This window comes from Mesorhizobium sp. M2E.F.Ca.ET.209.01.1.1, from assembly GCF_004010375.2.
GTDB lineage: Bacteria > Pseudomonadota > Alphaproteobacteria > Rhizobiales > Rhizobiaceae > Mesorhizobium.
On the sequence record NZ_SADP02000009.1, the window covers coordinates 46,085 to 68,858 of the forward strand.

22 protein-coding genes are annotated in these 22,774 nt (G+C 64.7%); 12 read left to right on the forward strand and 10 right to left on the reverse strand.

Translation table 11 applies throughout. The annotated features are described in order from the left end of the window. Window positions 1-7: 7 nt before the first annotated feature. Window positions 8-1,180 carry an Mrp/NBP35 family ATP-binding protein gene (locus EN852_RS17780; protein ID WP_127876242.1) on the reverse strand — a complete coding sequence of 391 codons (1,173 nt, stop codon included), beginning with the start codon at window positions 1,178-1,180 and terminating at the stop codon, window positions 8-10. 201 nt (window positions 1,181-1,381) lie between these two features. Here EN852_RS17780 and EN852_RS17785 point away from each other — a divergent pair, with 201 nt between their 5' ends. After that, the gene (locus EN852_RS17785; protein WP_127876243.1) at window positions 1,382-1,759 is read left to right on the forward strand and encodes a VOC family protein; all 378 of its coding nucleotides are present in this window, start codon (window positions 1,382-1,384) and stop codon (window positions 1,757-1,759) included. A 13-nt stretch (window positions 1,760-1,772) separates the two neighbouring features. Here EN852_RS17785 and EN852_RS17790 read toward each other — a convergent pair whose 3' ends face one another. Next, a complete protein-coding gene (locus EN852_RS17790) occupies window positions 1,773-2,777 on the reverse strand; it encodes an inorganic phosphate transporter (protein WP_112128122.1) in 1,005 nt (334 codons plus the stop codon). A 3-nt stretch (window positions 2,778-2,780) separates the two neighbouring features. Beyond that, window positions 2,781-3,422 carry a DUF47 domain-containing protein gene (locus EN852_RS17795; protein ID WP_112128488.1) on the reverse strand — a complete coding sequence of 214 codons (642 nt, stop codon included), beginning with the start codon at window positions 3,420-3,422 and terminating at the stop codon, window positions 2,781-2,783. 159 nt (window positions 3,423-3,581) lie between these two features. Here EN852_RS17795 and EN852_RS17800 point away from each other — a divergent pair, with 159 nt between their 5' ends. The 11 genes from EN852_RS17800 (at window position 3,582) to EN852_RS17850 (ending at window position 15,058) form a co-directional block, all read left to right on the forward strand. After that, entirely contained in the window at window positions 3,582-4,481 is a 900-nt protein-coding gene (locus tag EN852_RS17800) for a LysR family transcriptional regulator (RefSeq protein WP_127876244.1), read from the forward strand. Between the two features lie 193 nt (window positions 4,482-4,674). Next, window positions 4,675-5,154 (forward strand): formate dehydrogenase subunit gamma, encoded by a 480-nt coding sequence (locus EN852_RS17805; RefSeq protein WP_127876245.1) that lies wholly within the window; start codon window positions 4,675-4,677, stop codon window positions 5,152-5,154. Continuing rightward, on the forward strand, window positions 5,151-6,707 hold the full coding sequence (locus EN852_RS17810) for an NADH-quinone oxidoreductase subunit NuoF (protein WP_127876246.1): 1,557 nt from the start codon (window positions 5,151-5,153) through the stop codon (window positions 6,705-6,707). Before EN852_RS17805 ends, EN852_RS17810 begins: the two co-directional genes overlap by 4 nt. A 10-nt stretch (window positions 6,708-6,717) precedes the next feature. Further along, complete coding sequence (gene fdhF / locus EN852_RS17815; RefSeq protein ID WP_127876247.1) at window positions 6,718-9,630, forward strand: formate dehydrogenase subunit alpha; 2,913 nt, start codon at window positions 6,718-6,720, stop codon at window positions 9,628-9,630. Between the two features lie 2 nt (window positions 9,631-9,632). Further along, window positions 9,633-10,463, forward strand: coding sequence for a formate dehydrogenase accessory sulfurtransferase FdhD (gene fdhD / locus EN852_RS17820; protein WP_127876248.1), 831 nt, complete (start codon window positions 9,633-9,635; stop codon window positions 10,461-10,463). Then, entirely contained in the window at window positions 10,453-10,764 is a 312-nt protein-coding gene (locus tag EN852_RS17825) for a formate dehydrogenase subunit delta (RefSeq protein ID WP_112128128.1), read from the forward strand. Before fdhD ends, EN852_RS17825 begins: the two co-directional genes overlap by 11 nt. Before the next feature lie 113 nt (window positions 10,765-10,877). Continuing rightward, a complete protein-coding gene (locus EN852_RS17830; protein WP_127876249.1) occupies window positions 10,878-12,431 on the forward strand; it encodes an alpha/beta fold hydrolase in 1,554 nt (517 codons plus the stop codon). A gap of 98 nt (window positions 12,432-12,529) precedes the next feature. Beyond that, the gene (locus tag EN852_RS17835; protein WP_127876250.1) at window positions 12,530-13,003 is read left to right on the forward strand and encodes a carboxymuconolactone decarboxylase family protein; all 474 of its coding nucleotides are present in this window, start codon (window positions 12,530-12,532) and stop codon (window positions 13,001-13,003) included. A 79-nt stretch (window positions 13,004-13,082) separates the two neighbouring features. Next, complete coding sequence (locus tag EN852_RS17840) at window positions 13,083-13,445, forward strand: nuclear transport factor 2 family protein (RefSeq protein ID WP_127866418.1); 363 nt, start codon at window positions 13,083-13,085, stop codon at window positions 13,443-13,445. A 41-nt stretch (window positions 13,446-13,486) separates the two neighbouring features. Beyond that, window positions 13,487-13,801 (forward strand): hypothetical protein, encoded by a 315-nt coding sequence (locus EN852_RS17845; RefSeq protein ID WP_127857839.1) that lies wholly within the window; start codon window positions 13,487-13,489, stop codon window positions 13,799-13,801. A 174-nt stretch (window positions 13,802-13,975) separates the two neighbouring features. Beyond that, window positions 13,976-15,058 carry an IS4 family transposase gene (locus tag EN852_RS17850; protein WP_127876251.1) on the forward strand — a complete coding sequence of 361 codons (1,083 nt, stop codon included), beginning with the start codon at window positions 13,976-13,978 and terminating at the stop codon, window positions 15,056-15,058. Between the two features lie 208 nt (window positions 15,059-15,266). Here EN852_RS17850 and EN852_RS17855 read toward each other — a convergent pair whose 3' ends face one another. The 7 genes from EN852_RS17855 to EN852_RS17890 form a co-directional block, all read right to left on the reverse strand. Beyond that, the gene (locus tag EN852_RS17855; protein WP_127876252.1) at window positions 15,267-15,752 is read right to left on the reverse strand and encodes an ester cyclase; all 486 of its coding nucleotides are present in this window, start codon (window positions 15,750-15,752) and stop codon (window positions 15,267-15,269) included. Window positions 15,753-15,789: 37 nt separating this feature from the next. Then, the gene (locus EN852_RS17860) at window positions 15,790-17,217 is read right to left on the reverse strand and encodes a gamma-aminobutyraldehyde dehydrogenase (RefSeq protein ID WP_127876253.1); all 1,428 of its coding nucleotides are present in this window, start codon (window positions 17,215-17,217) and stop codon (window positions 15,790-15,792) included. Between the two features lie 104 nt (window positions 17,218-17,321). Next, window positions 17,322-18,137: an ABC transporter permease gene (locus EN852_RS17865; protein WP_127876254.1), complete on the reverse strand. Its 816-nt coding sequence runs from the start codon at window positions 18,135-18,137 to the stop codon at window positions 17,322-17,324. Beyond that, a complete protein-coding gene (locus EN852_RS17870; protein WP_127876255.1) occupies window positions 18,127-19,092 on the reverse strand; it encodes an ABC transporter permease in 966 nt (321 codons plus the stop codon). Before EN852_RS17870 ends, EN852_RS17865 begins: the two co-directional genes overlap by 11 nt. Before the next feature lie 211 nt (window positions 19,093-19,303). Further along, complete coding sequence (locus tag EN852_RS17880; protein ID WP_127876256.1) at window positions 19,304-20,302, reverse strand: ABC transporter ATP-binding protein; 999 nt, start codon at window positions 20,300-20,302, stop codon at window positions 19,304-19,306. A gap of 170 nt (window positions 20,303-20,472) precedes the next feature. Beyond that, window positions 20,473-21,627, reverse strand: a complete 1,155-nt coding sequence (locus EN852_RS17885; protein WP_127876257.1) for an ABC transporter substrate-binding protein — start codon at window positions 21,625-21,627, stop codon at window positions 20,473-20,475. Between the two features lie 213 nt (window positions 21,628-21,840). Beyond that, window positions 21,841-22,686, reverse strand: a complete 846-nt coding sequence (locus tag EN852_RS17890; RefSeq protein WP_127876258.1) for a class I SAM-dependent methyltransferase — start codon at window positions 22,684-22,686, stop codon at window positions 21,841-21,843. Window positions 22,687-22,774 lie beyond the last annotated feature (88 nt).

The window sequence follows — 22,774 nt, forward strand, 5'->3', positions numbered from 1 at the left end:
AAAGGGGTTATTCGAACACGATGCTGGGCACCGCGGCTTCGGCCGCGCCGCGCTCTTCCCGGACCCGATCCCAGACCTTCAAGGCGATGTCGCGATAGATCTTCGCCTCGGCGCCCTCCGGCTTGGAGGCGACGACCGGCGCGCCGGCGTCCGAGCTTTCGCGAATGCCCATCTCCAGCGGCACCTCGCCGAGGAAGGTGACGCCAAGGCGCTCGGCCTCGCGGCGCGCGCCGCCATGGCCGAAAATGTCGTAGCGCTTGCCGGTGTCGGGCGCGAGGAAGTAGCTCATGTTCTCGACGATGCCGAGCAGCGGCACGTCGACCTTCTTGAACATGTTGAGGCCCTTGCGGGCATCGATCAGCGCCAGGTCCTGCGGCGTCGAGACGATGACGGCACCCGCGAGCGGCACCTGCTGCGCCATGGTGAGCTGGGCGTCGCCGGTGCCGGGCGGCATATCGACCACCAGCACGTCGAGCGCGCCCCATTCGACCTCACGCAGCATCTGCGTCAGCGCCGACATCACCATCGGGCCGCGCCAGATCATCGGCGTCTCTTCATCGACAAGGAAGCCCATGGACATGACCTTCAGCCCATAGTTCTGCATCGGCTTCAGGATCTTGCCGTCGACGGTCTGCGGCCGGCCATGGATGTTGAGCAATCTGGGCATCGACGGCCCGTAGATGTCGGCGTCGAGCACGCCGACCTTCAAGCCGTTGGCGGCGAGGCCGAGCGCGAGGTTGACCGCGGTGGTCGACTTGCCGACGCCGCCCTTGCCCGAGGCGACCGCGATGATGGCATCGATGCCGGGCACGCCGCGCCTGCCATGGCTGTGCGATGCGGGCGCCTGCGGCGCGGGACGCTGCGCCGGCTGCGGGGTCGCGGGTCTCGGTGCTGCCGGACGCGGCGGCACAGGCGCTTCCATGCCGCCGCCCTTCTTCTCGGCCGTGAGCGCAACGACCGCGCTGGCGACGCCGGGAATGGCCTTCACCGCGCGCTCGGCCGCGGCGCGCAGCGGCTCCAGCTCCTGGGCACGGGCGGCGGGAACGGTGATGGAGAAGAACACTTTGGAATCGGCGATGAAGATCTCCGAGACCATGCCCAGGTCGACGATGTTGCCGGTGAAGTCCGGCCCGTTCACCGTCTTCAGGCGCTCGATGACGGATTCCTTGGTGACGGTCATGATCTTTCCTCGGGGCTTTGGCGTTCCAGATAGTGCAGTTTCCCGCCAGAACCAAGCCGTGGCGCAATGGCTCGCCCAGTGTGCCCCCGAAAGCGACGGAGGACGTCGAATTTGCCAATCGGCGTTCGAACCTTGTCATGGCCAAACGGGCCGCCCGCGCTATCTGCCTTGCCATCACGACAAGCTGTGAAGGAGATCGTCATGCTCGAAAACAGCAATGCGACAGCCAATCTCGCGGTGAAGGATCTGGAGAAAGCCAAGGCTTTCTATGAGGGAACGCTGGGTCTCCGCCAGGTGGACGAGATGGGCGGCGAGCTGATCGTCTACAAGAGCGGCGACACGCTCATCAATGTCTATCATTCGCAGTTCGCTGGCACCAACAAGGCCACGGCCGTAACCTGGGCAGTCGGCGACCGGATCGAGCCGATCGTCAAGTCGCTGAAGTCGAAGGGCGTCACTTTCGAGCATTATGACATGCCCGGCTTGACGCTCGAAGGCGACATTCATGTCGGCCAAGGCATGAAGGTCGCCTGGTTCAAGGATCCCGACGGCAACATCCTGAATCTGGTCGACAAATAGCCTCGCCGCGAAGCTAAGCGGCCAGCCTGGTGGCAAGGTAGGTGAGCGCTGAAATCGCCGCCGTCGCCGGCAGGGTGATCACCCAGGCGACGACGATGTTGCCGGCGATGCCCCAGCGCACGGCGGAGACGCGGCGGGCGGCGCCCACACCGATAATGGCGCCGGTGATGGTGTGGGTGGTCGAGACCGGAACACCGAGCCAGGTGGCGGCGAAAAGCGTGATGGCGCCGCCGGTCTCGGCGCAAAAACCCTGCATCGGGTTCAGCCGCGTGATCTTCGATCCCATCGTGTGCACGATGCGCCAGCCGCCGAGCAGCGTGCCCAGAGCCAGCGCCGACTGGCAGGTGAGGACCACCCACAGCGGCACGTAGAAGCTCTGGCCGAGCATGCCTTGCGAATAGAGCAGCACGGCGATGATGCCCATGGTCTTCTGCGCGTCGTTGCCGCCATGTCCCAGCGAGTAGAGCGAGGCGGAAAAGAACTGCAGCACGCGAAACGTATTGTCGACGGCGAACGGCGTCTGGCGCACGAACAGCCAGGAGACGATGAGAACCAGGACCAGCGCGAGCACGAATCCCGTCGCCGGCGAGAGCACGATGGCCGCGACCGTCTTGCCGAGCCCGGACCAGACAATGGCACCGGTTCCGGCCTTGGCGACGCCGGCGCCGACCAGCCCGCCGATCAGCGCGTGCGAGCTGCTCGACGGAATGCCGGCGACCCAGGTGACGATGTTCCAGACGATGGCGCCGACAAGTGCCGAGAAGATCACCGCCGGCGTGACGATGCTGGCGTCGACAATGCCTTTCCCCACCGTCTCGGCGACATGCAGGCCGAAGAACAGGAAAGCGATGAAATTGAAGAAGGCGGCCCAGAACACCGCGTAATGCGGCCTGAGCACCCGGGTGGAGACGATGGTGGCGATCGAATTGGCGGCGTCGTGCAGGCCGTTGAGGAAATCGAAGAACAGGGCCACGGCAACGAGGCCGATCAGCAGCGGAAAAGCGATCGTCGCGTCCATCGCCTAAACGTTCTCGATCACGATGCCGCTGATCTCGTTGGCGACGTCCTCAAAGCGGTCGACCACCTTTTCCAGCTGGCCGTAGATCTCCGAGCCGATCAGGTAAGCCATCGGGTCGCTGCGGCCGTGATGCCTGAACAGATCCTTGAGGCCCTGCTCGTGCAGGTCGTCGGCGCGGCCTTCGACGCGCATGACCTCCTCGGCAATGGCGTTGAGGCGCGCTGCGTTGGCGCCCACCTTGCTCAGCAGCGGAATCGCCTCGGCGACCAGCCGGGCAGCCTGGACGATGACGCCGCCCATTTCCCGCATCAGCGGATCGAACTCCCTCACCTCGAACAGTTTCACCGTCTTGACGGTCTTGTGCATCATGTCGATGGCGTCATCCATCGACTGGATCAAATCCTTGATGTCGCCGCGATCGAAAGGGGTGATGAAGGACCGCCTGACCGCGAGCAGGACCTCGGCGGTGATGCCGTCAGCCTCGTTTTCGAGATCGACGATCTTCTGGCACCAGCGGTCAATGTCATTGCCGCCGAGAAGCTGCTGAAGGGCTTCGGCGCCGCCAACCACGGTGCGCGAATGCCGCTCGAACAGATCGAAGAAGCGATCCTCGCGTGGCAACAGCTTGCGAAACCAGCCCAGCATCTCGTCCTCCTTGCCTTCGCTTATCCCACATAGCGCCATGCGTGGCGCGGGAAAACAGATAGCCGGCTCAAAAATGTGGACGAGGCCCGATTGCGTGCGCGTCTTGCGCGGCAAGGCGATTTCCCTGACCTTGGGCTAAACGGTGGTGGATCGGATGGCATGATCGACAAGCTGGAATTCTTCATCGCGCTGGCCAAGGAAGAGCATTTCGGCCGGGCGGCGGTGGTGTGCGGCGTCACCCAGCCGACCTTGTCGGCCGGCATCAAGCAGCTCGAGGAGCAGCTCGGGGTCATGCTGGTGCTGCGCGGCTCGCGGTTCCAGGGGCTGACGCCGGAAGGAACGCAGGTGCTGGGCTGGGCGCGCCGCATCGTCGGCGACACAAGGACGATGCGCGAGGAGATGCGGGCGGCGCGCCGCGGCCTCTCCGGCCGCATCCGCATCGCCGCCGTCCCAACCGCCCTTGCGATGGTGGCGCGGCTGACGACGCCGTTCCGCGAAAAGCATCCGGGCGTCACCTTCTCCATCCTGTCGCGCACCTCGATCGAGGTGCTGTCGCTGCTCGGTAATTTCGACGTCGATGCCGGCATCACCTATCTGGACAACGAGCCGCTTGGGCGCGTCATCAGCGTGCCCCTCTATGACGAGCGCTACCAGTTGATCACGGCGGTCGGGAACCCCTATTCCGATCGCGACAAAGTGACATGGGCCGAGATCAGCCAGCTGCCGCTCTGCCTTTTGACGCCGGATATGCAGAACCGGCGCATCATCGACCAGCATCTGGCGGAAGCCGGCGTGCAGGTGCGGCCGACGCTGGAATCCAACTCGATGATCGTGCTGTTCTCGCATATCCGTACAGGCAAATGGTCGTCGATCATGCCGCTCAACCTCGCGGAAACGTTCGGTTTTTCCGAGCCGATCCGGGCCATTCCGATCGTCGAGCCGGACGCCAGCCACACGGTCGGCCTGGTGGCGGCGCCGCGCGAGCCGCACACGCCGCTGGTACAGGCGCTGCTGGACGAGGCGATGGCGCTGGCAGACGATTTCCGTCGTCATCGCTAGGCTAGAGAATGCGAGCCGCCGCTTTTTGATAGAAAATTTCTATCGATCGACGGGAGCGCTTTATTGATTTCGGAGGTTTCCTCTGATTTCGTAAGGACTTAGCGATATTGCGTCCTATGCATGTCGTTGCCCCGAAACCGCTCTATATCCTGGGGTGACATACATTGGCCGCTACGACCAGGGAGGGCGCTGCGTGACCATGCAGGCCGCAAGTACCGAGATCGCGTCGCGCACGGCGGCGATCATTGACGAGATGAAGGGCCTCGAGGGTCCGCTGCTGCCGATCCTGCACAGCATACAGAAAGAGTTCGGATACGTTCCGAAGGATGCGCTGCCGGTCATCGCCGACGGGCTGAACCTGTCGCGGGCCGAAGTGCACGGCGTGGTCAGCTTCTATCACGATTTCCGCGCCAAGCCGGCCGGGCGGCATGTGCTGAAGCTCTGCCAGGCGGAAGCCTGCCAGTCGATGGGCTCGGACGCCGTCGCGGCCAAGGTCAAGCAACTGCTGGGCATCGATTTCCACGAGACCGCGCGCGACGGATCGGTTACACTGGAGCCGGTCTACTGCCTCGGGCTTTGCGCCTGCTCGCCGTCGGCGATGCTCGACGGCGAAGTCATCGGCCGGCTCGATGACGAGAAGATCGAAGAGATCGTCGCGGAGGTGCGTTCATGATCCCGCGCATCTATGTCCCCGCAGATTCCGGCGCGCTGGCGCTCGGCGCCGAGAAGGTCGCCAGGGCGATCGAGAAGGAGCTCAAGGAGCGCGGCGTCGAGGCCAAGATCGTGCGCAACGGCTCGCGCGGCGCCTATTTCCTGGAGCCGATGGTCGAGGTGGCAACCGACAAGGGCCGCGTCGCCTACGGGCCGGTCAAGCCTTCCGACGTCAAGAGCCTGTTCGACAGCGGTTTTCTCACCGGCGGCCACCACAAGCGCTGGCTGGGCGCGCCCGACAAGATCCCTTTCTTCGCCAAGCAGACGCGGCTGACCTTCGCGCGCTGCGGCATCAATGACCCGCTGTCGCTCGATGCCTACAAGTCGCTTGGCGGCCTGCGCGGCCTGCAGAACGCGGTCGCCATGGCGCCGGCCGATGTCGTCAGCCAAGTGACCGAGTCCGGCCTGCGCGGCCGCGGCGGCGCCGGCTTCCCGACCGGCATCAAGTGGAAGACGGTGCTGGATACGGCGGGCGACCAGAAATACATCGTCTGCAATGCCGACGAAGGCGACAGCGCCACTTTCGCCGACCGCATGATCATGGAAGGCGATCCCTTCGTGCTGATCGAAGGCATGGCGATCGCCGGCATCGCCACCGGCGCGACCAAGGGTTTCGTCTATATCCGCTCGGAATATCCGCATGCGGTGGCGACGATGAACAAGGCCGTCGCGATCGCCCGCAAGGCGGGCGTGCTCGGGCTCAATGTGCTGGGCTCGCCCAACGCCTTCGACATGGAAATCCGCGTCGGCGCCGGCGCCTATGTCTGCGGCGAGGAAACCTCGCTCTTGAACAGCCTCGAGGGCAAGCGCGGCGTGGTGCGCGCCAAGCCGCCGCTGCCGGCGATCCAGGGCCTGTTCGGGAAGCCGACGGTGATCAACAATGTGATCAGCCTGGCCTCGGTGCCGATCATCATGGACAAGGGCGCCGCCTACTACAAGGATTTCGGCATGGGCCGCTCGCGCGGCACGATCCCGATCCAGATCGCCGGCAACGTCAAGCAGGGCGGCCTGTTCGAGACGGCCTTCGGCCTGACGCTGGGCGAAATCGTCGACGACATCGGCGGCGGAACGGCTTCGGGGCGCCCGGTGAAGGCTGTGCAGGTCGGCGGGCCGCTCGGCGCCTATTTCCCGCGCGCCTTGTTCGACACCCCCTTCGACTATGAGGAATTCGCCAAGCGCGACGGACTGATCGGCCATGCCGGCATCACTGTCTTCGACGACACGGCCGACATGCTGAAGCAGGCGCGCTTCGCCATGGAGTTCTGCGCCATCGAAAGCTGCGGCAAGTGCACGCCCTGCCGCATCGGCTCGACGCGCGGCGTGGAGGTTCTGGACAAGGTTGCCGCGGGCATCGAGGCGGAGAAGAACCTCGCTCTGGTCACCGACCTCTGCAACACGATGAAGTTCGGATCGCTCTGCGCGCTGGGTGGCTTCACGCCCTACCCAGTGATGAGCTCGATCACGCATTTCCCCGAGGATTTCAAGCCCGCGCCGGCGCGCGTGGCGGCTGAATAGGAGCTGGCAGATGAACATCAAGGCCGACTTCCCGACACTCATCGAAGAGATCGACTACGGAACGCCGGAGTCGAAAGCGACGAAGCAGGTCACGCTCACCGTCGACGGGCAGAGCATCACGGTGCCGGAAGGCACCTCGATCATGCGCGCGGCGATGGAAGGCGGGGTCGAGATCCCGAAGCTTTGCGCCACCGACATGCTGGACTCCTTCGGCTCCTGCCGCGTCTGCCTGGTCGAGATCGAAGGCCGCGGCGGCACGCCGGCCTCCTGCACGACGCCGGTCGGAGAAGGCATGGTGGTGCGCACGCAGTCGGACCGGCTCGACGCCATCCGCCGCGGCGTCATGGAGCTCTACGTCTCCGACCACCCGAGCGGCTGGAACGAGAAGGCCGGCACCGGCGCCAGCGAATTCGACGCGGTGGCGAAGTCGGTCGGTCTGACCGAGAACCGCTACGGCGTCGAAGGCCGCAACCACGTCAAGGACGAAGGCGGCGTCGCGCCCGGCCATGGCTCGCTGGCCGTCGACTACATCGCCCGCGACGAATCCAACCCCTATTTCACCTATGACCCGGCGCAGTGCATCGTCTGCTCGCGCTGCGTGCGCGCCTGCGAAGAGGTGCAGGGCACCTTCGCGCTGACCATCGAGGGCCGCGGCTTCGAATCGCGCATGGTTGCCGGCATGCATGAGGACTTCATCGCTTCCGAATGCGTGTCCTGCGGCGCCTGCGTGCAGGCATGCCCGACCGACGCGCTGCGCGAAAAGACCGTGCTGGAAAAGGGCATGCCGGAGCGCTCGGCCGTCACCACCTGCGCCTATTGCGGCGTCGGCTGCTCGTTCAAGGCCGAAGTCAAGGATGACGAGGTCATCCGCATGATGCCCTACAAGGACGGCAAGGCGAACCACGGCCATAGCTGCGTGAAGGGCCGTTTCGCCTATGGCTATGCCACCCACAAGGACCGCATCCTGTCGCCGATGATCCGCGAGAAGATCTCCGATCCCTGGCGCGAAGTGAGCTGGGAAGAGGCGATCGCCCATACGGCGAAGGAATTCCGCCGCATCCAGTATCAGTATGGACGCACCGCCATCGGCGGCATCACCTCCTCGCGCTGCACCAACGAGGAGACCTATCTCGTCCAGAAGCTGGTGCGGCAGGGCTTCCGCAACAACAATGTCGACACCTGCGCGCGAGTTTGCCATTCGCCGACGGGCTATGGCCTCGGCCAGACCTACGGCACCTCGGCCGGCACGCAGGATTTCGACTCGGTCGAGTTCACCGATGTCGCCGTCATCATCGGCGCCAATCCGGTTTCGGCGCACCCGGTGTTCGCCTCGCGGCTGAAGAAACGGCTGCGCCAGGGTGCCAAGCTGATCGTTCTCGATCCGCGCCGCACGGAGATGGTCAAGTCCGCGCATATCGAGGCCGACTATCACCTGCCGCTGAAGCCCGGCACCAATGTGGCGGTGCTGACAGCGCTGGCGCATGTCATCGTCACCGAGGGCCTGTTCAACGAAGCCTTTATCCGCGAGCGCTGCGACTGGGCCGAGTTCCAGGACTGGGCCTCCTTCGTCGCCCTGCCGGAGAACAGCCCCGAGGTTGTCGGCAAGTTGTCCGGTGTCGACCCCGAACTGATCCGTGGAGCCGCGCGCATGTACGCCAAGGGCGGCAATGGCGCGATCTATTACGGCCTCGGCGTCACCGAGCACAGCCAGGGCTCGACCACGGTGATGGCGATCGCCAACCTGGCCATGGCCACGGGCAATATCGGCCGTCCGGGCGTCGGCGTGAACCCGCTGCGCGGCCAGAACAACGTGCAGGGCTCGTGCGACATGGGCTCCTTCCCGCATGAGCTGCCGGGCTACCGCCACATCTCGGGCGAAGCCGTGCGCGACATCTATGAGAGCCTGTGGGGCGTGAAGCTGGACGACGAGCCTGGCCTGCGCATCCCCAACATGCTGGACGCCGCTGTCGACGGCTCGTTCAAGGGCATCTACATCCAGGGCGAGGACATCCTGCAGTCCGATCCCGACACCAAGCACGTCGCGGGCGGTCTCGCCGCGATGGAATGCGTGGTCGTGCACGACCTCTTCCTCAACGAGACGGCCAACTACGCGCATGTCTTCCTGCCGGGCTCGACCTTCCTCGAAAAGGACGGCACCTTCACCAATGCCGAGCGCCGCATCAATATGGTGCGCAAGGTCATCGAGCCGAAGGCGCGCTATGCCGACTGGGAGGCGACGCAGGAGCTTGCCCGCGCAATCGGCCTCGACTGGAACTATACCCATCCCTCGCAGATCATGGACGAGATCGCCAAGACGACGCCGAGCTTCGCCGGCGTCTCGTTCGAGCTGCTCGACCGCGTCGGCTCGGTGCAGTGGCCCTGCAACGAGAAGGCGCCGCTCGGCACGCCGATCATGCATGTCGACGGCTTTGTGCGCGGCAAGGGCAAGTTCATCCGCACCGAATATGTGGCGACGGACGAGCGGACCGGTCCGCGCTATCCGCTGCTGCTCACCACCGGCCGTATCCTGTCGCAATACAATGTCGGCGCGCAGACCAGGCGCACCGAAAACGTCACGTGGCATGCCGAGGACCGGCTGGAGATCCATCCGCATGACGCGGAAGTCCGCGGCGTGCGCGAAGGCGACTGGGTGCGGCTGGCCAGCCGCTCCGGCGAAACCACGCTGCGCGCGCTGATCACCGACCGCGTGTCGCCGGGCGTCGTCTACACGACGTTCCACCACCCGGACACGCAGGCCAACGTGATCACCACCGACTTCTCGGACTGGGCGACCAACTGCCCGGAATACAAGGTCACCGCCGTGCAGGTGGCGCCGTCCAACGGCCCGACCGACTGGCAGAAGGACTATAACGAGCAGGCGCGCCAGAGCCGCCGCATCACACCGCTGCAGGCGGCGGAGTAGTCTTGACCGCGCGGCGCAAAGCCACGACGCAAATCTCGCGGCTGGCGCATCGCGCCAGCGGCACCGCTGCCGCGAACCGCATGGTGCCGGAAGAGACGCCGGTGGCGTTCTCCTTTGCCGGCACCACGCATGCGGTGATGATGGCAAGTCCCGCCGATTTCGAGGATTTCGCGCTCGGCTTCTCGCTGACCGAAGGCATCATTGCCGACCCCAAAGAGATCGAGGCGATCGAGGTCGAGGATCTCGGCGCCGGCATCGATATCCAGATCCGGCTGAAGGACCAGGCCAACACGCGTTTCCAGGCACGGCGGCGCCGGCTGGCCGGGCCTGTCGGCTGCGGCTTGTGCGGCATCGAATCCATCGAGGAAGCGATGCGCTCGGTCGACGCGGTTGGTGCGTCGCGGCTTACGCTTCAGGCCAAGGACGTCACAAGCGCCGTCCGCTTGTTGTCGAAGCAGCAGCCGCTGCACGCCGAGACTGGCGCGGTGCATGCCGCGGGCTTCTACGTGCCCGGCAAGGGCATCGTTATGGCGCGCGAGGATGTCGGCCGCCACAATGCACTGGACAAGCTCGCCGGCGCGCTGGCCAAGGCCGGGATCGATGGCGCGAGCGGCGCCGTCGTGGTGACCTCGCGCGTATCGGTCGAGATGGTGCAGAAGACGGCCGCCATCGGCGCCGCGATCATCATGGCGGTTTCGGCGCCGACGGCGCTTGCCATCCGCACGGCCGATGCCGCCGGCATGACGCTGGTCGCGCTGGTGCGCGGCGACGATTTCGATATTTTCACCCACCCGCACCGGGTGGCCTCCGGAGTTGCCAAGCATGTCGCATGACGAAGACCACATCGCCGGCACTAGGGAAAAGCTGGTGCGCATGGCCAACCAGATCGCCACTTTCTTTCATTCGAAGCCGCGCGAGGAAGGCATTGCCGGCGTTGCCGAGCACATCAACAAGTTCTGGGAACCGCGGATGCGGCGGCAGTTGTTCGAGATGCTGGATGGCGGCGCGGAGAATTTCGACGACCTCGTGATCGCGGCCTCGGCCAAGATCAAGCGGCCGATCTCCCCCGCGGAGGCCGACAGGAAGCTTGGGGTCGCGGCCTTTCCAGCCGATATCGCCGCTTCGCAGGAATAATGTAGCCACTGGACGGCCTTATATTCCTTTCCGATAAAGTTTAAGCTGCCGCTATCGGCGCGGCTCTGCTATGGTTGCCGACAGGAAATCGTCTGGCCGGCGGGGTAGTTTGCGTGAGGCCGATCGAGACCAGATACGCCCGTAGCGGGGATGTGCGGATCGCCTATCAGGTGATCGGCCAGGGCTCTTTCGACCTCGTCTTCGTGCCGGGTTTCATCTCCAATCTCGACCTGCATTGGGAAGACGAAGGCTACAGCCGCCTGTTGAAACGGCTCTCCGCCTTCTCGCGGCTGATCCTGTTCGACAAGCGCGGCACCGGGCTTTCCGACCGCGTCGACACCCACCATTTGCCTAGCCTCGAGACGCGCATGGACGACGTGCGCGCCGTGATGGACGCCACCGGCAGCGGCCGCGCCGCGATCCTCGGTGCCTCGGAAGGCGCGCCGATGGCGATGCTGTTCGCCGCCACCTATCCCGAGCGGACGCGCGCGCTGGTGCTTTACGGCGGCTATGCGCATTTCCACAAATGGGTGATGCCGCCGGAACGGCTGGAAGCCTTCATCGAGACGGCGGAGACGTCCTGGGGCACCGGCGCCACCTTGCCGAATTTCGCGCCGGGACGGGTCGACGACACACATTTTGCGCAATGGTGGGCCCGGTTCGAGCGGCTGTCGGCCAGCCCGACGGCCGCGACCGCCCTTGCCCGGATGAATGCCGGCATAGACGTGCGCGACATGCTCGGGACGATCAACGTGCCGACATACCTGATCCATCGCCGCAACGACGCCCGTGTCGACCCCGACGCCAGCCGTTTCCTGGCCAGGAAGATCCCCGGCGCCCGCCTGGTCGAGATTTCGGGGCGCGACCACCCGATCTGGACCGGAGACGTCGACCGCGTGGCCGACCTGATCGAGGAATTCCTGACCGGAGAGCCAGCGGTGGCCGATGTAGAGCGCGTGCTTGCCGCGCTGCTGGTGACGCGCATCTACGATACCGCGCGGCTTGGCGACCGCTTGTGGAGCGAACGCAGCCTGCGCTTCCAGGAGAACTGGCGCATGCTGGTGGGACGTCATGGCGGCCGCATCGCCGGAACGCATGGCGAGCTGATGATCGCGCGTTTCGACGGCCCCGCCCGCGCCGTACGCTGCGCGGCGCTGCTGCGCGAGGCGGCGCAGGAGATCGGCGTGGCGAGCGCGCAAGGGGTGCATGTCGGCGAGGTCGAGATGCGCGGGCCACCTACGGGGCTGACGGCGCGTTTGGCCATGCAGCTTGCCGCCCATGCCGAGCGCGGTAACATCCTCTGCTCAAGGCTGGTGGCCGAGCTGGCAGCGGGCTCTGGGCTGCATTTCATCGATGCCGGGCGTATCAGCCTCGACGAACTGGACGAGCCGCTGCCGCTGGTGCAGGTGACGGCCGAACAGCATCTGGAGCCGGCCTGCCGCCCCAAGCCCAAGCCGGCCGAACCGGCAACGCTGACGGCTCGCGAGAGCGAGGTGGTGAGCCTGATCGCCGACGGCAAGAGCAACGCCGCGATCGCCGCCGAACTCGACCTCAGCGAGCATACGGTCAAGCGGCACGTCGCCAACATATTGCTCAAGCTCGACCTGCCGTCGCGGGCGGCTGCGGCGGCGTTCTCGGCCAGGCACGCTGGCCCGGACGGGCCATGAGAGCCATGGCGCTTTCGGGCGAAGCGGTCGGGATGCCGTAAGAGGTATCAATTCTCCCCATGCAGGCAGCCAGGAAGGCGCTGCGAATGGAGGATGAAATGCTGAAACTCAATCGCAAGATCGGATTGCTGGCATTTGCCGCGGGCGCATTGCTGGCCACTACCCCGGGGCGGGCCGAAGACGCTTCGGCGACCGCCGCCTACAAGGACATCCAGGCCACGCTCGGCACGGTGCCGGATATGTTCAAGACGCTGCCGGATGTCGCGGTGGCCGGCGCCTGGGCCGAGATCAAGGGCGTGCAGCTCAATCCGAATACCGCCCTCAACGGCAAGACCAAGGAACTGCTGGGCCTCGCGGTCGCCTCGCAGATCCCCTGCCAATACTGCATCTATTTCCACACGCTGGCGGCCAAGGCGAATGGCGCGAGCGACGAGGAGATCAAGGAGGCCATCGCGATGGCGGCGATCGTGCGCCACTGGTCGACGATGCTCAACGGCAGCCAGGTCGATCTCGCCACCTTCAAGAAGCAGACCGACGACCTGTTCGCCGCCGTCAAGGCCAAGTCGCAGTGAGGAGTTCCCTGCCCGGCGATGTTCGCTGGGCAGGGCTTCGCCCATATATCGCCTGAAGAACGGGCACATGGAGGATGAAATGCTGACCAAGACGCAAACAGTGGACGGCGCCGCGATCAAGAGAGCGATCGAAGGTCGCGACGGCAAGATGCTGTCGAGCTTCTACAACGATGATGCGGTCGTGCGGGTGATCGACCGCAACAATCCGCCGAGCAAGCCGCGCGAGATCCGCGGGCGTGCGGCCATCAGCACCTTCTGGGACGACATCTGCAGCCGGGCGATGATCCACAAGGTCGATACCACCATCGCCGAGGGCGACAGCCTCGCCTTCACCCAGGCCTGCGCCTATCCGGACGGCACGAAGGTGTTCTGCGCGGCGATGCTGGAGCTGAAGAACGGCCGCATCTCACGGCAGACGGTCGTGCAGGCCTGGGACGAGTAGGTCAAGATTGGACGTTTTCTGCGAAACAGAGAGGAACCAAGATGTTCAGCGCCAGATGGCAGATCGACGCCAGGTTCGGTCACAAGCAGACCGCGCTCGAGCTGATGCGGAAATGGGAGCGCGAGATCGGCTCGCAGGTCGGGCTCGCCGACCTGAAGTTCCAGCTCATGACCGGTTCTGTCGGCGCGCGCGAAGCGACGATCGAGGCCCATCATCAGGTCGAAAGCCTGGCCCAGTTGGAGGCGTTCTTCGCCAAAATCGCCAAGATCGACGCGCACGCCAAATGGGGCAAGGAGCTGGAGCCCTATGTCGTGTCAGGCACCAGCCTGTGGAATATCTACCGCATCGTTGAGTAGTGGTCTGCGTTCTTCTGGGGAGAAGATGCCGGCAGGCAGATGAGGGGCAGAGCCGGCTTCCGCAAAGTTGGCGCTGCCCTTCATCCGGCCTTTCGGGCCACCTTCTCCCCGTGAACGGCATAGGCGCTAAGATAGGCATTGCAGTGCGGAATCGGTTGTGATTCTACGCTGGGGATGACACACGAATCGCTTGTTGATGACGGCTGGGCCGAGACGATTGAGCTTCTCGGCGGCGAAGAGTTGATCGCAGAAAGTGCGCGCGAGACAAGGGCGTTCCTGCGACCGCGCGGCGTCCGATCGGCGAGCGATCTGTTGCGCCTGACGCTGGCTTACTGCCTTGGCAAGGTAGGGATGCGGGGCGTCGTGGCCTGGGCGGCGGCGAGCGGGATTGCCGACATCTCGGACGTGGCCTTGCTCGGCCGGCTGCGCAATGCAGGGCCATGGCTGCAGCAGTTGATTGGGCATCTTTTGCAGCGCGAGGAGGCAGGCTTGGCCAAGGGCCGGCTGATCCGTATCCTCGATGCGACGGCGGTTGCCAAGGCCGGTGCGCATGAGAAGAAGAACAATGGCCTTTGGCGCATGCACTGCGCCTTCGAGCTTGAGCGCGAGCAGTTCGATTTCCTCGAGATCACCGACCAGAGCGAGGCCGAGCTGATCGACCGCGTGCCGGTGGTGGCGGGCGAGATCCGCATCGGCGACCGCGTCTATCTGCAGGCCGAGCGGATCGCAAAGGTCATGGCGCAAGGCGGCGACGTTGTCGTGCGCGCGTCGTGGAAGAATGCGCGATGGCTCGACGCCAACGGCGAGGCGTTCGATCTCATCGGCCACCTGGAGAGCTGCCGCGACGAGGTCTTCGAAACGCCTGTCCGGCTGGCCCTCAAGAAGGGCGAGCCTGTGAAGATGCGCCTGATCGCCTTGCGCAAATCCGAGGCTGCTGCACAAGAAGCACGGCGTAAAATCAACAAGGAAGCCAAGGCCAAGGGCAACAAGGTTCAACCGCAGACGCTGATTGCGGCCGGCTTCGTCATCCTTGTGACCTCGCTTGACCGGGAGGAGTTTCCCGCCGGCACGGTTCTCAAGCTCTATCGCATGCGCTGGCGCATCGAGCTCGCCTTCAAGCGCCTGAAGAGCCTGATCGGGCTGCGCGCGCCTCCCGCCAAAGACCCAAGGATCGCAAAGCCTTGGATTCTTGCCCACTTCCTCATCGCGCTTGTGACCGAACTCCTCTCGCAGGAGTTGGGTGTCTCTCCCCCTTGAGCGACGAGCGCCCGTTGCTGTGGCGTGCTACCCGCCAGATCGCTTCCCTGATCGCAACGATCTTTACCCAGCCGCCCCTGGCGATCCTGCGCCGAAATCTTCATGCCTTGCGACATCGCTGGCGCGAGCCACCACGAAAACGCAAGTTTCAAGCCATGCCAAAGCTATCTTAGCGCATATGCCGTGAACGGGGCGAAGGGAAGGCGCCCTACATCAGGCCAAGCTGCTTGTAGAAGCCGAGCGCGTCGTAATAGTCGCTCTGGGTCGCGATCTTGCCGTCCTTGACCTGGAACATCGAGGCGCCGGTGAAGGAGAATTTCTTGCCGGTCGCGGCGGTGCCGTCTCCCCAGGCGCCGGTGTTGGTGCCGGAGAACTCCCATTCGAAGGAGACGCGGTCGCCGTCGACCAACGGCTTGCCCTTCATCGTCCAAACGGCGTCGGGAACGGCTTTCAGGAAGTTGTCGATGACCCCTGTCTTGGCGGCGTCCCTGCCGGTGACCGGCTTGCCGACGGACGCGTCGTAATAGGTGACGTCTTCGGCGAAGTAGCCGGCGGCCTTGGTCGAGTCATGCGCATTCCAGGCCGCGACATAGGCTTCGACCACCGACTGCGCGGTGTCGGCGGCGAAGGACGGCGCCACGGTGAAAAGCGTGGCGGCGACGGCTGCGGATGCAAGAAACTGACGGCGTTGCATTGTCTTCCTCCCTCGGTTGAATGCTTGCCTTCCTGCTTTAGCCGTGCGCCACCATCACGTGACGGACGGCGGTGTAGTCTTCCAGCGCGTAAAGCGACATGTCCTTGCCGTAACCGGACTGTTTCAGGCCGCCATGCGGCATCTCGTTGGTCAGCATGAAGTGCGTGTTGATCCAGGTGCAGCCATATTGCAGGCGGGCGGCGGTCGCCATGGCGCGCGCGACATCCTTGGTCCACACCGACGAGGCAAGGCCGTAGTCGCTGTCGTTCGCCCAGTTCACCGCTTCGTCGACATCCGAGAAGCGGGTGATGGAGACGACGGGGCCGAACACCTCGCGGCGCACGATCTCGTCTTCCTGCAGCGCACCGGCCACGACCGTCGGCTGGTAGTAGAAGCCGGAGCCCTCGCCCGGCTTGCCGCCGGTGGTGATCTCGATGTGCTTCAGTTCCGAGGCGCGCTCGACGAAGCTCGAGACGCGGTCGCGCTGGCGGCGCGAGATCAGCGGGCCGATCTCGTTCTCGGTGTCGTCCGGCTGGTTGTATTTGATGGTCGAGACGGCGGAGGAGAGGTCGGCGACGAGCTTGTCATAGATCTTCTTGCCGGCATAGATGCGGCAGGCGGCGGTGCAGTCCTGGCCGGCATTGTAGTAGCCGAAGGCGCGCAAGCCGTTGACCACGGCGCCGAGATCGGCGTCGTCGAAGACGATGACGGGCGCCTTGCCGCCGAGCTCCAGATGCGTGCGCTTGACCGACTTGGCGGCCGCCTGCAGCACCTTCTTGCCGGTGGCGACGTCGCCGGTGATCGAGATCATGTTGACCTTCGGGTGGTTGATCAGCGTGTTGCCGACGCTGTCGCCGCGGCCGAGCACGACGTTGACGACGCCCTCTGGGAGCACCTCGGCGAGGATCTTCGCCAGCTTCAGGGACGTCAGCGGCGTCTGCTCGGACGGCTTGAAGACGACCGTGTTGCCGCCGCCGATCGCCGGCGCCAGCTTCCAGGCCATCATCATCAGCGGATAGTTCCAGGGCGCGATCGAGGCGACGATGCCGATAGGGTCGCGCCGTACCATCGAGGTGTGGCCGGCAATATATTCGCCGGCTACCTGGCCGGGCATCGAGCGCACCGCGCCGGCAAAGAAGCGGTAGCAGTCGACGATCGCCGGGATCTCGTCATTGAGCACGGCATTGATCGGCTTGCCGCAATTCAGCGCCTCGAGCGCGGCGAACTCCTTGGCCTCGGCCTCGATGCGAGCGGCGATCTTGAGCAGGTAGCCGGAGCGCTGCGCCGGCGTCGTGCGCGACCAACTGACGAACGCCTTCTCGGCGGCACTGACAGCCGCTTCGATCTGCGCCGGACTCGCTTCCGGCAGGTTGAGGATCGTTGCCCCGGTCTTTGGATTGAGGATCGGCTCCTCGGTTTCGGTGCCCTTCTCGAATTTCGAGCCGATGAGCATCTGGGTGTCCATTGGGGTTCTCCTTGATTAGGAGCGAATAGGGAGTAGCGAATAGCGAATAGGGAGATCGACAGCCGAACCCTGTTCGCTACTCGCTATTCGCTACTCGCTGTTTTTCATTTTCCACTCCCCGCGATCTGGTCGCCGTCGCGGGTCAGGTAATAGGCAAAGAGGATCGGCAGCAGCGTCATCAGCACGACGACCATGGCCACGACATTGGTGACCGGGCGCTGGCGCGGCCGGATCAGCTCCTCCAGCATCCAGATCGGCACCGTCTGCTGCTGGCCTGCGGTGAAGGTGGTGACGATGACCTCGTCGAAGGACAGCGCGAAGGCAAGCATGCCGCCAGCCAGCAATGCGGTCGCGATGTTCGGCAGCACGACATGCCGGAAAGTCTGGAAGCCGTCGGCGCCGAGATCCATCGAGGCCTCGATCATCGATCCCGAGGTGCGGCGGAAGCGGGCGACGGCGTTGTTGTAGACGACGACCACGCAGAAGGTCGCGTGGCCGAGCACGATCGTCCAGAACGAGAACGGGATGTCGGCGAGTGCGAAGGCCGAACGCAGCGCAATGCCGGTTATGATGCCGGGCAGCGCGATCGGCAGGATGACCAAGAGCGAAATGGCCTCGCGGCCGAAGAAGCGCGTCTGCGACACGGCGGCAGCGCAAAGCGTGCCGAGCACCAGCGCGATGGCCGTGGAGATGGCGGCGACGCGGACCGACAGCGACAGCGCATCCCAGACGTCCGGCCGGTTCCAGGTGACGGCAAACCACTGCGTGGTCAAGCCTGGCGGCGGCCAGACGAAGCTCTTCTCTTCGGTCGTGAAGGCATAGACGAAGATCAGCAGGATCGGCAGGTGCAGGAAGAGCAGGCCGCAGGCGGCGGCGATCTTCAGGCCGAGCGGAGCACGTTGACCACGGTCAGAGCGCATCGAAAGCCCCCATGCGCTTGGCGCCCCAGAGGTAGAAGCCCATGATGACGATAGGCACCACGGTGAAGGCGGCGGCCAAAGGAATGTTACCGGCGGTGCCCTGCTGCGAATAGACGGCCTGGCCGATGAAGAGCCGCGAGGTGCCGATAATCTGCGGGATGATGTAGTCTCCCAAAGTCAGCGAGAAGGTGAAGATCGAGCCGGCGACGATGCCGGGCAGCGCCAGCGGGAAGAGTACGTTGCGGAAGGTCTGGCCAGGCGAGGCGCCGAGATCGGACGAGGCCTCGACCAGATTGCCGGGCACCCGCTCGAGCGCGGCCTGAACGGGAAGGATCATGAAGGGCAGCCAGACATAGACGAAGACGATGAAGGTGCCGGTAAAGGAGACCGACAGCGAGTTGCCGCCGACGACCCGCAGCGACAGCCAGGCATCGAGCAGCCAGAGCAGGTTCAGCTTGGCGAGCAGCCAGGTGAGGATGCCTTCCTTGGCGAGGATCAGCTTCCAGGCATAGATCTTGACCAGGTAGCTCGACCACAGCGGCAGCATGACTCCGAGATAGAACAGCGCCTTCCAGCGGCCGCGCGCATAGCGAGCCGCGTAATAGGCGATGGGGAAGGCGATGACCGCCGAAGCGAGCGTGACCAGCGCCGCCATCGTCACTGTGCGCAGGATGATGTCGAGATTGGCGGCCTGGAACAGGTCGCCATAGGTCTTCAGCGTGAACTCGCGATTGATGAGGCCGGAGAACTCGTCGATGGAGAAGAAGCTCTGCAGGAGTAGCGCGAACAGCGAGCCGATATATACGATGCCGAGCCAAAGCAGCGGCGGGGCGAGCATCAGTGTGAGCAGGAATTTCGGCCGGCGCCAGAAGAGGTCGGAGAGCGCGCCGCGCAGGCCGCCGCTGCCGGGCAGGATGGCGGGGGTGGGGTTGGACTGAACAGCGGCGACGGTCATGGCGCCACCGTGTACAGGCGGAAGCCGCGATCCTTCGCCCCCCTCTCTGGCCTGCCGGCCATCTCCCCCTCAAGGGGGGAGATCAGCAGTTTCTCGGCCTCGCCCATTCTGCCACATTGGAGATTGGCGAAACCCGAAGGGACAGCCAATCTCCCCCCTTGAGGGGGAGATGTCCGGCAGGACAGAGAGGGGGGCCTCGCGCAAACCTTCTTCATGCCGGCTCATCCATCAGATGCAGGCTGTCGCGATTGAAGGTCAGCATCACCGCTTCGCCTTCCGCCGGCAGCGCGGTGCCCGCCGGCACCACCGCATGCAGTCTCAGCCCATCGGCATCCAGCGCCAGCCTTGTGGTGGCGCCGAGATAATTGGTGCCGACCAGGCGGGCGGCGACGCCGTCGCCGCTGGTGGCGCTGGAGACGCGGATAGACTCCGGGCGCAGGCTCCCCCAGCGATGCTGGCCGGCATAGCGCTGGACGAAATCCGGCGGCAGCACGTTGGACGAGCCGACAAAATCGGCGACGAAGCGGGTGTTCGGGCGCTGGTAGATATCTTCCGGCGTGCCGACCTGCATGATCCTGCCGTCGTTGAAGACGGCGACGCGGTCGGCCATCGAAAGCGCCTCGCCCTGGTCGTGGGTGACGAAGACGAAGGTGATGCCGAGCACCTTCTGCAGCGACTTCAATTCCTCCTGCATGTTCTCGCGCAGCTTGAGGTCGAGCGCGCCGAGCGGTTCGTCGAGCAGCAGCACCTTGGGCTGGTTGACGAGCGCACGGGCAAGCGCGACGCGCTGGCGCTGGCCGCCCGAGAGCTGGCCCGGACGGCGCGCGCCGTAGCCCGGCAGACGCACCAGCGACAGCGCCTCTTCCGCCGCCCTCAGCCGCTCGGCCTTGCCGACGCCCTTGACCATCAGGCCGTAAGCGACGTTGTCCGAGACGTTCAGATGCGGGAACAGCGCATAGTCCTGAAAGACGGTGTTGACGTTGCGGCGATAGGGCGGGACGCCTTCGGCGCGCTCGCCGAAGATCGAGATCGAGCCCGCCGTCGGCTGCTCGAAACCGGCGATCAGCCGAAGGCATGTCGTCTTGCCGGACCCGGACGGGCCCAGCATGGCGAAGAACTCGCCCGCGGCGATCTCCAGATCCACCGCGTCGACGGCCCGCACGCTGCCGAAATGGCGCGAGACTTGTTTGAAGGAAACGGCAGAGGTCATGGGCCTGTTCGTTTCGTTGCCGGGTCTGAGAAGTTCGCGACGCCCTACCTCCTCCTCGATGGGGAGGTCGCGGCGAAGCCGCGGGTGGGGGTGACTGGCGCGAACCGATCAAACGCCCCACCCCGACGCTACGCGTCGACCCTCCCCCACAAAGGGGAGGGTAAAGAGCGTTACCGCCCGCCGATGACGCCGATATAATCCGACACCCAGCGGTAATAGGGCACGCACTGGTCGTTCTGGCTGGCGCATTTCGACACCGGCGTCTTCCAGAACTTGATCTTGTCGAAATTGTCGTAGCCGTTGGTCTTGCAGCCTTCGTCGCCAAGCAGTTCATTGCCCTTGCAGGCGGCGGGCACGACCGGCAGCGAGCCGAACCAGGCCGAGACGTCGCCCTGGACCTTCGGCGAGAGCGAATGCTCGAGCCACATATAGGCGCAGTTCGGATGGGCGGCGTCGGCTTCCATCATTGTGGTGTCGGCCCAGCCGGTGACGCCTTCTTCCGGCACGGTGGAAGCGACCGGCTTCTTGGCAGCGACCAGCGTGTTCACCTGATAGGGCCATGAGCCGGAAGCGACCACGCCTTCGTTCTGGAAGTCGTCGACCTGGATCGCGGCATCGTGCCAGTAGCGGCCGACCAGCGTGCGCTGCGTGCGCAGCAGATCGAGGGCCGCCTTGTACTGGTCTTCGTTCAGCTCGTATGGATCCTTGATGCCAAGCTCCGGCTTGTGGAACATCAGATAGTTGGCGGCATCGGCGATGTGGATCGGGCCGTCATAAGCCTGGACGCGACCCTTGTTCGACTTGCCGTCGGGCAGCTTCATTTCCTCGAAGACGACGTTCCAGCTCTTGGGCGCTTCCTTGAAGACGTCGGTGTTGTACATCAGGATGTTCGGGCCCCATTGGTAGGGAACGCCGTAATGCACCTTGTCGACGGTGAACCAGGGCGCGTCCTTCAGGCGGTCGTCGACTGTCTTCCAGCTCTTGATGAGATCGGTGTTGATCGGCTGCACGCGCTTGCCGGCGACAAGGCGCAGCGATGCATCGCCCGAAGCGGTGACCAGGTCGAAGCCGCCCTCGTTCATCAGCGAGACCATTTCGTCCGACGTGTTGGCGGTCTTGACGTTGACCTTGCAGCCGCTTTCCTTCTCGAAAGCCGTCACCCAGTCATAACCCTTGTCGGTCTCGCCGCGCTCGATATAGCCCGGCCAAGCGACGATGTTGACCTCGCCCTCGCCCTTGCCGATTTCCTTGACCTGGGCCATGACCTGGCCGGAAAAAGTCAGCGCGACAGTCAGCGCCGTGCACGACTTCAGGAATGCATTCATCGTCGATCTCCCATTTTGGCGCATGACCCCGAAACCGGTCCGGTTTCGGAAAGGATCATGCGCAGACTCAAAAACGACAGGGCACATTGCTCTGTCAGCCAGCGCTCTCAGGGCGCGGCTTTGTTCCCAGGGCAAAAAGTGCTGTGAAAAATCCGGTTTCGCAAATTCATTTATCAGAAAGCCGATATCGGTTTTTCCGATATCAAAAATGCTTCAGGCCAACGCCGTGACCAGCCAGCAGGCGGCGATGAAATGAGCCTTGCTGTCCGCTACGAAGGGCGCAAATGCAGCAGGCAAGGCTGCGGTGATTTTCTCGGCCGTTGCCTGGTCAACCTCGCGCAACGCAGCGCCGACCGGCCCCAGCCGGGTGGCATATGTCATCAGATGGCTTTCGGCGACCTGACACGGGACGTCCGCCCGTTCGACTTCGATCGACGACCAGCCGCTCGCTTCAAGTATCCGCCTCACCCTGGCGCCGTCGGCGAAGGCAAACTGTCCCGGCGCGTCGGGATCCGGCACTGGTGCGGGCGGCAGGAAGGGCGCGGCCGCCCGCGCGGCGGTCGTCATGAAATCATTCTCGCGCGGACCGCGCCACGCGACAAAGGCGAGCTTGCCGCCGCGCCTTGCGGCCTGTCGTATGTTGGTGAACGCCGCCACGGGATCATCGAAGAACATGACGCCAAAGCGTGAGACCACAGCATCGAAGCGGCCGTATTCGAACGCATATGCCTGGGCATCGCCGACTTCAAAACTTGCGTTCGCCACCTCTTCCGCCCGCGCGCGCTCCGTGGCCAGGGCGACAAGCGGCCGCGAGATGTCGAGGCCGACACATCGGCCGTCATTGCCGACGCGGCGCGCCATCGCCAGGGTCGTGGCGCCGGCGCCGCAGCCGATGTCCAGGACGCTGCCTCCTTGCCCGGGATAGCCGGCATCCACCACCAGGCTCGCCAGCGGCGCCAGCACGCCGTCGAGGATCGGCTGCATCTCGACCCAAGCCTTTCCGCTGGCGTCGTTCCAGAGAGCGGCTTGCTGTGTGTTCGGCTGCGCGGATTGCGGCATGGCGGACCTCGCTCTCAGTTGCCCTCATCGATCGCTGCCGGCACTCTACGAGTTCAAGCCGGCCGTTTCACGCTTTTCCTGGAATTGC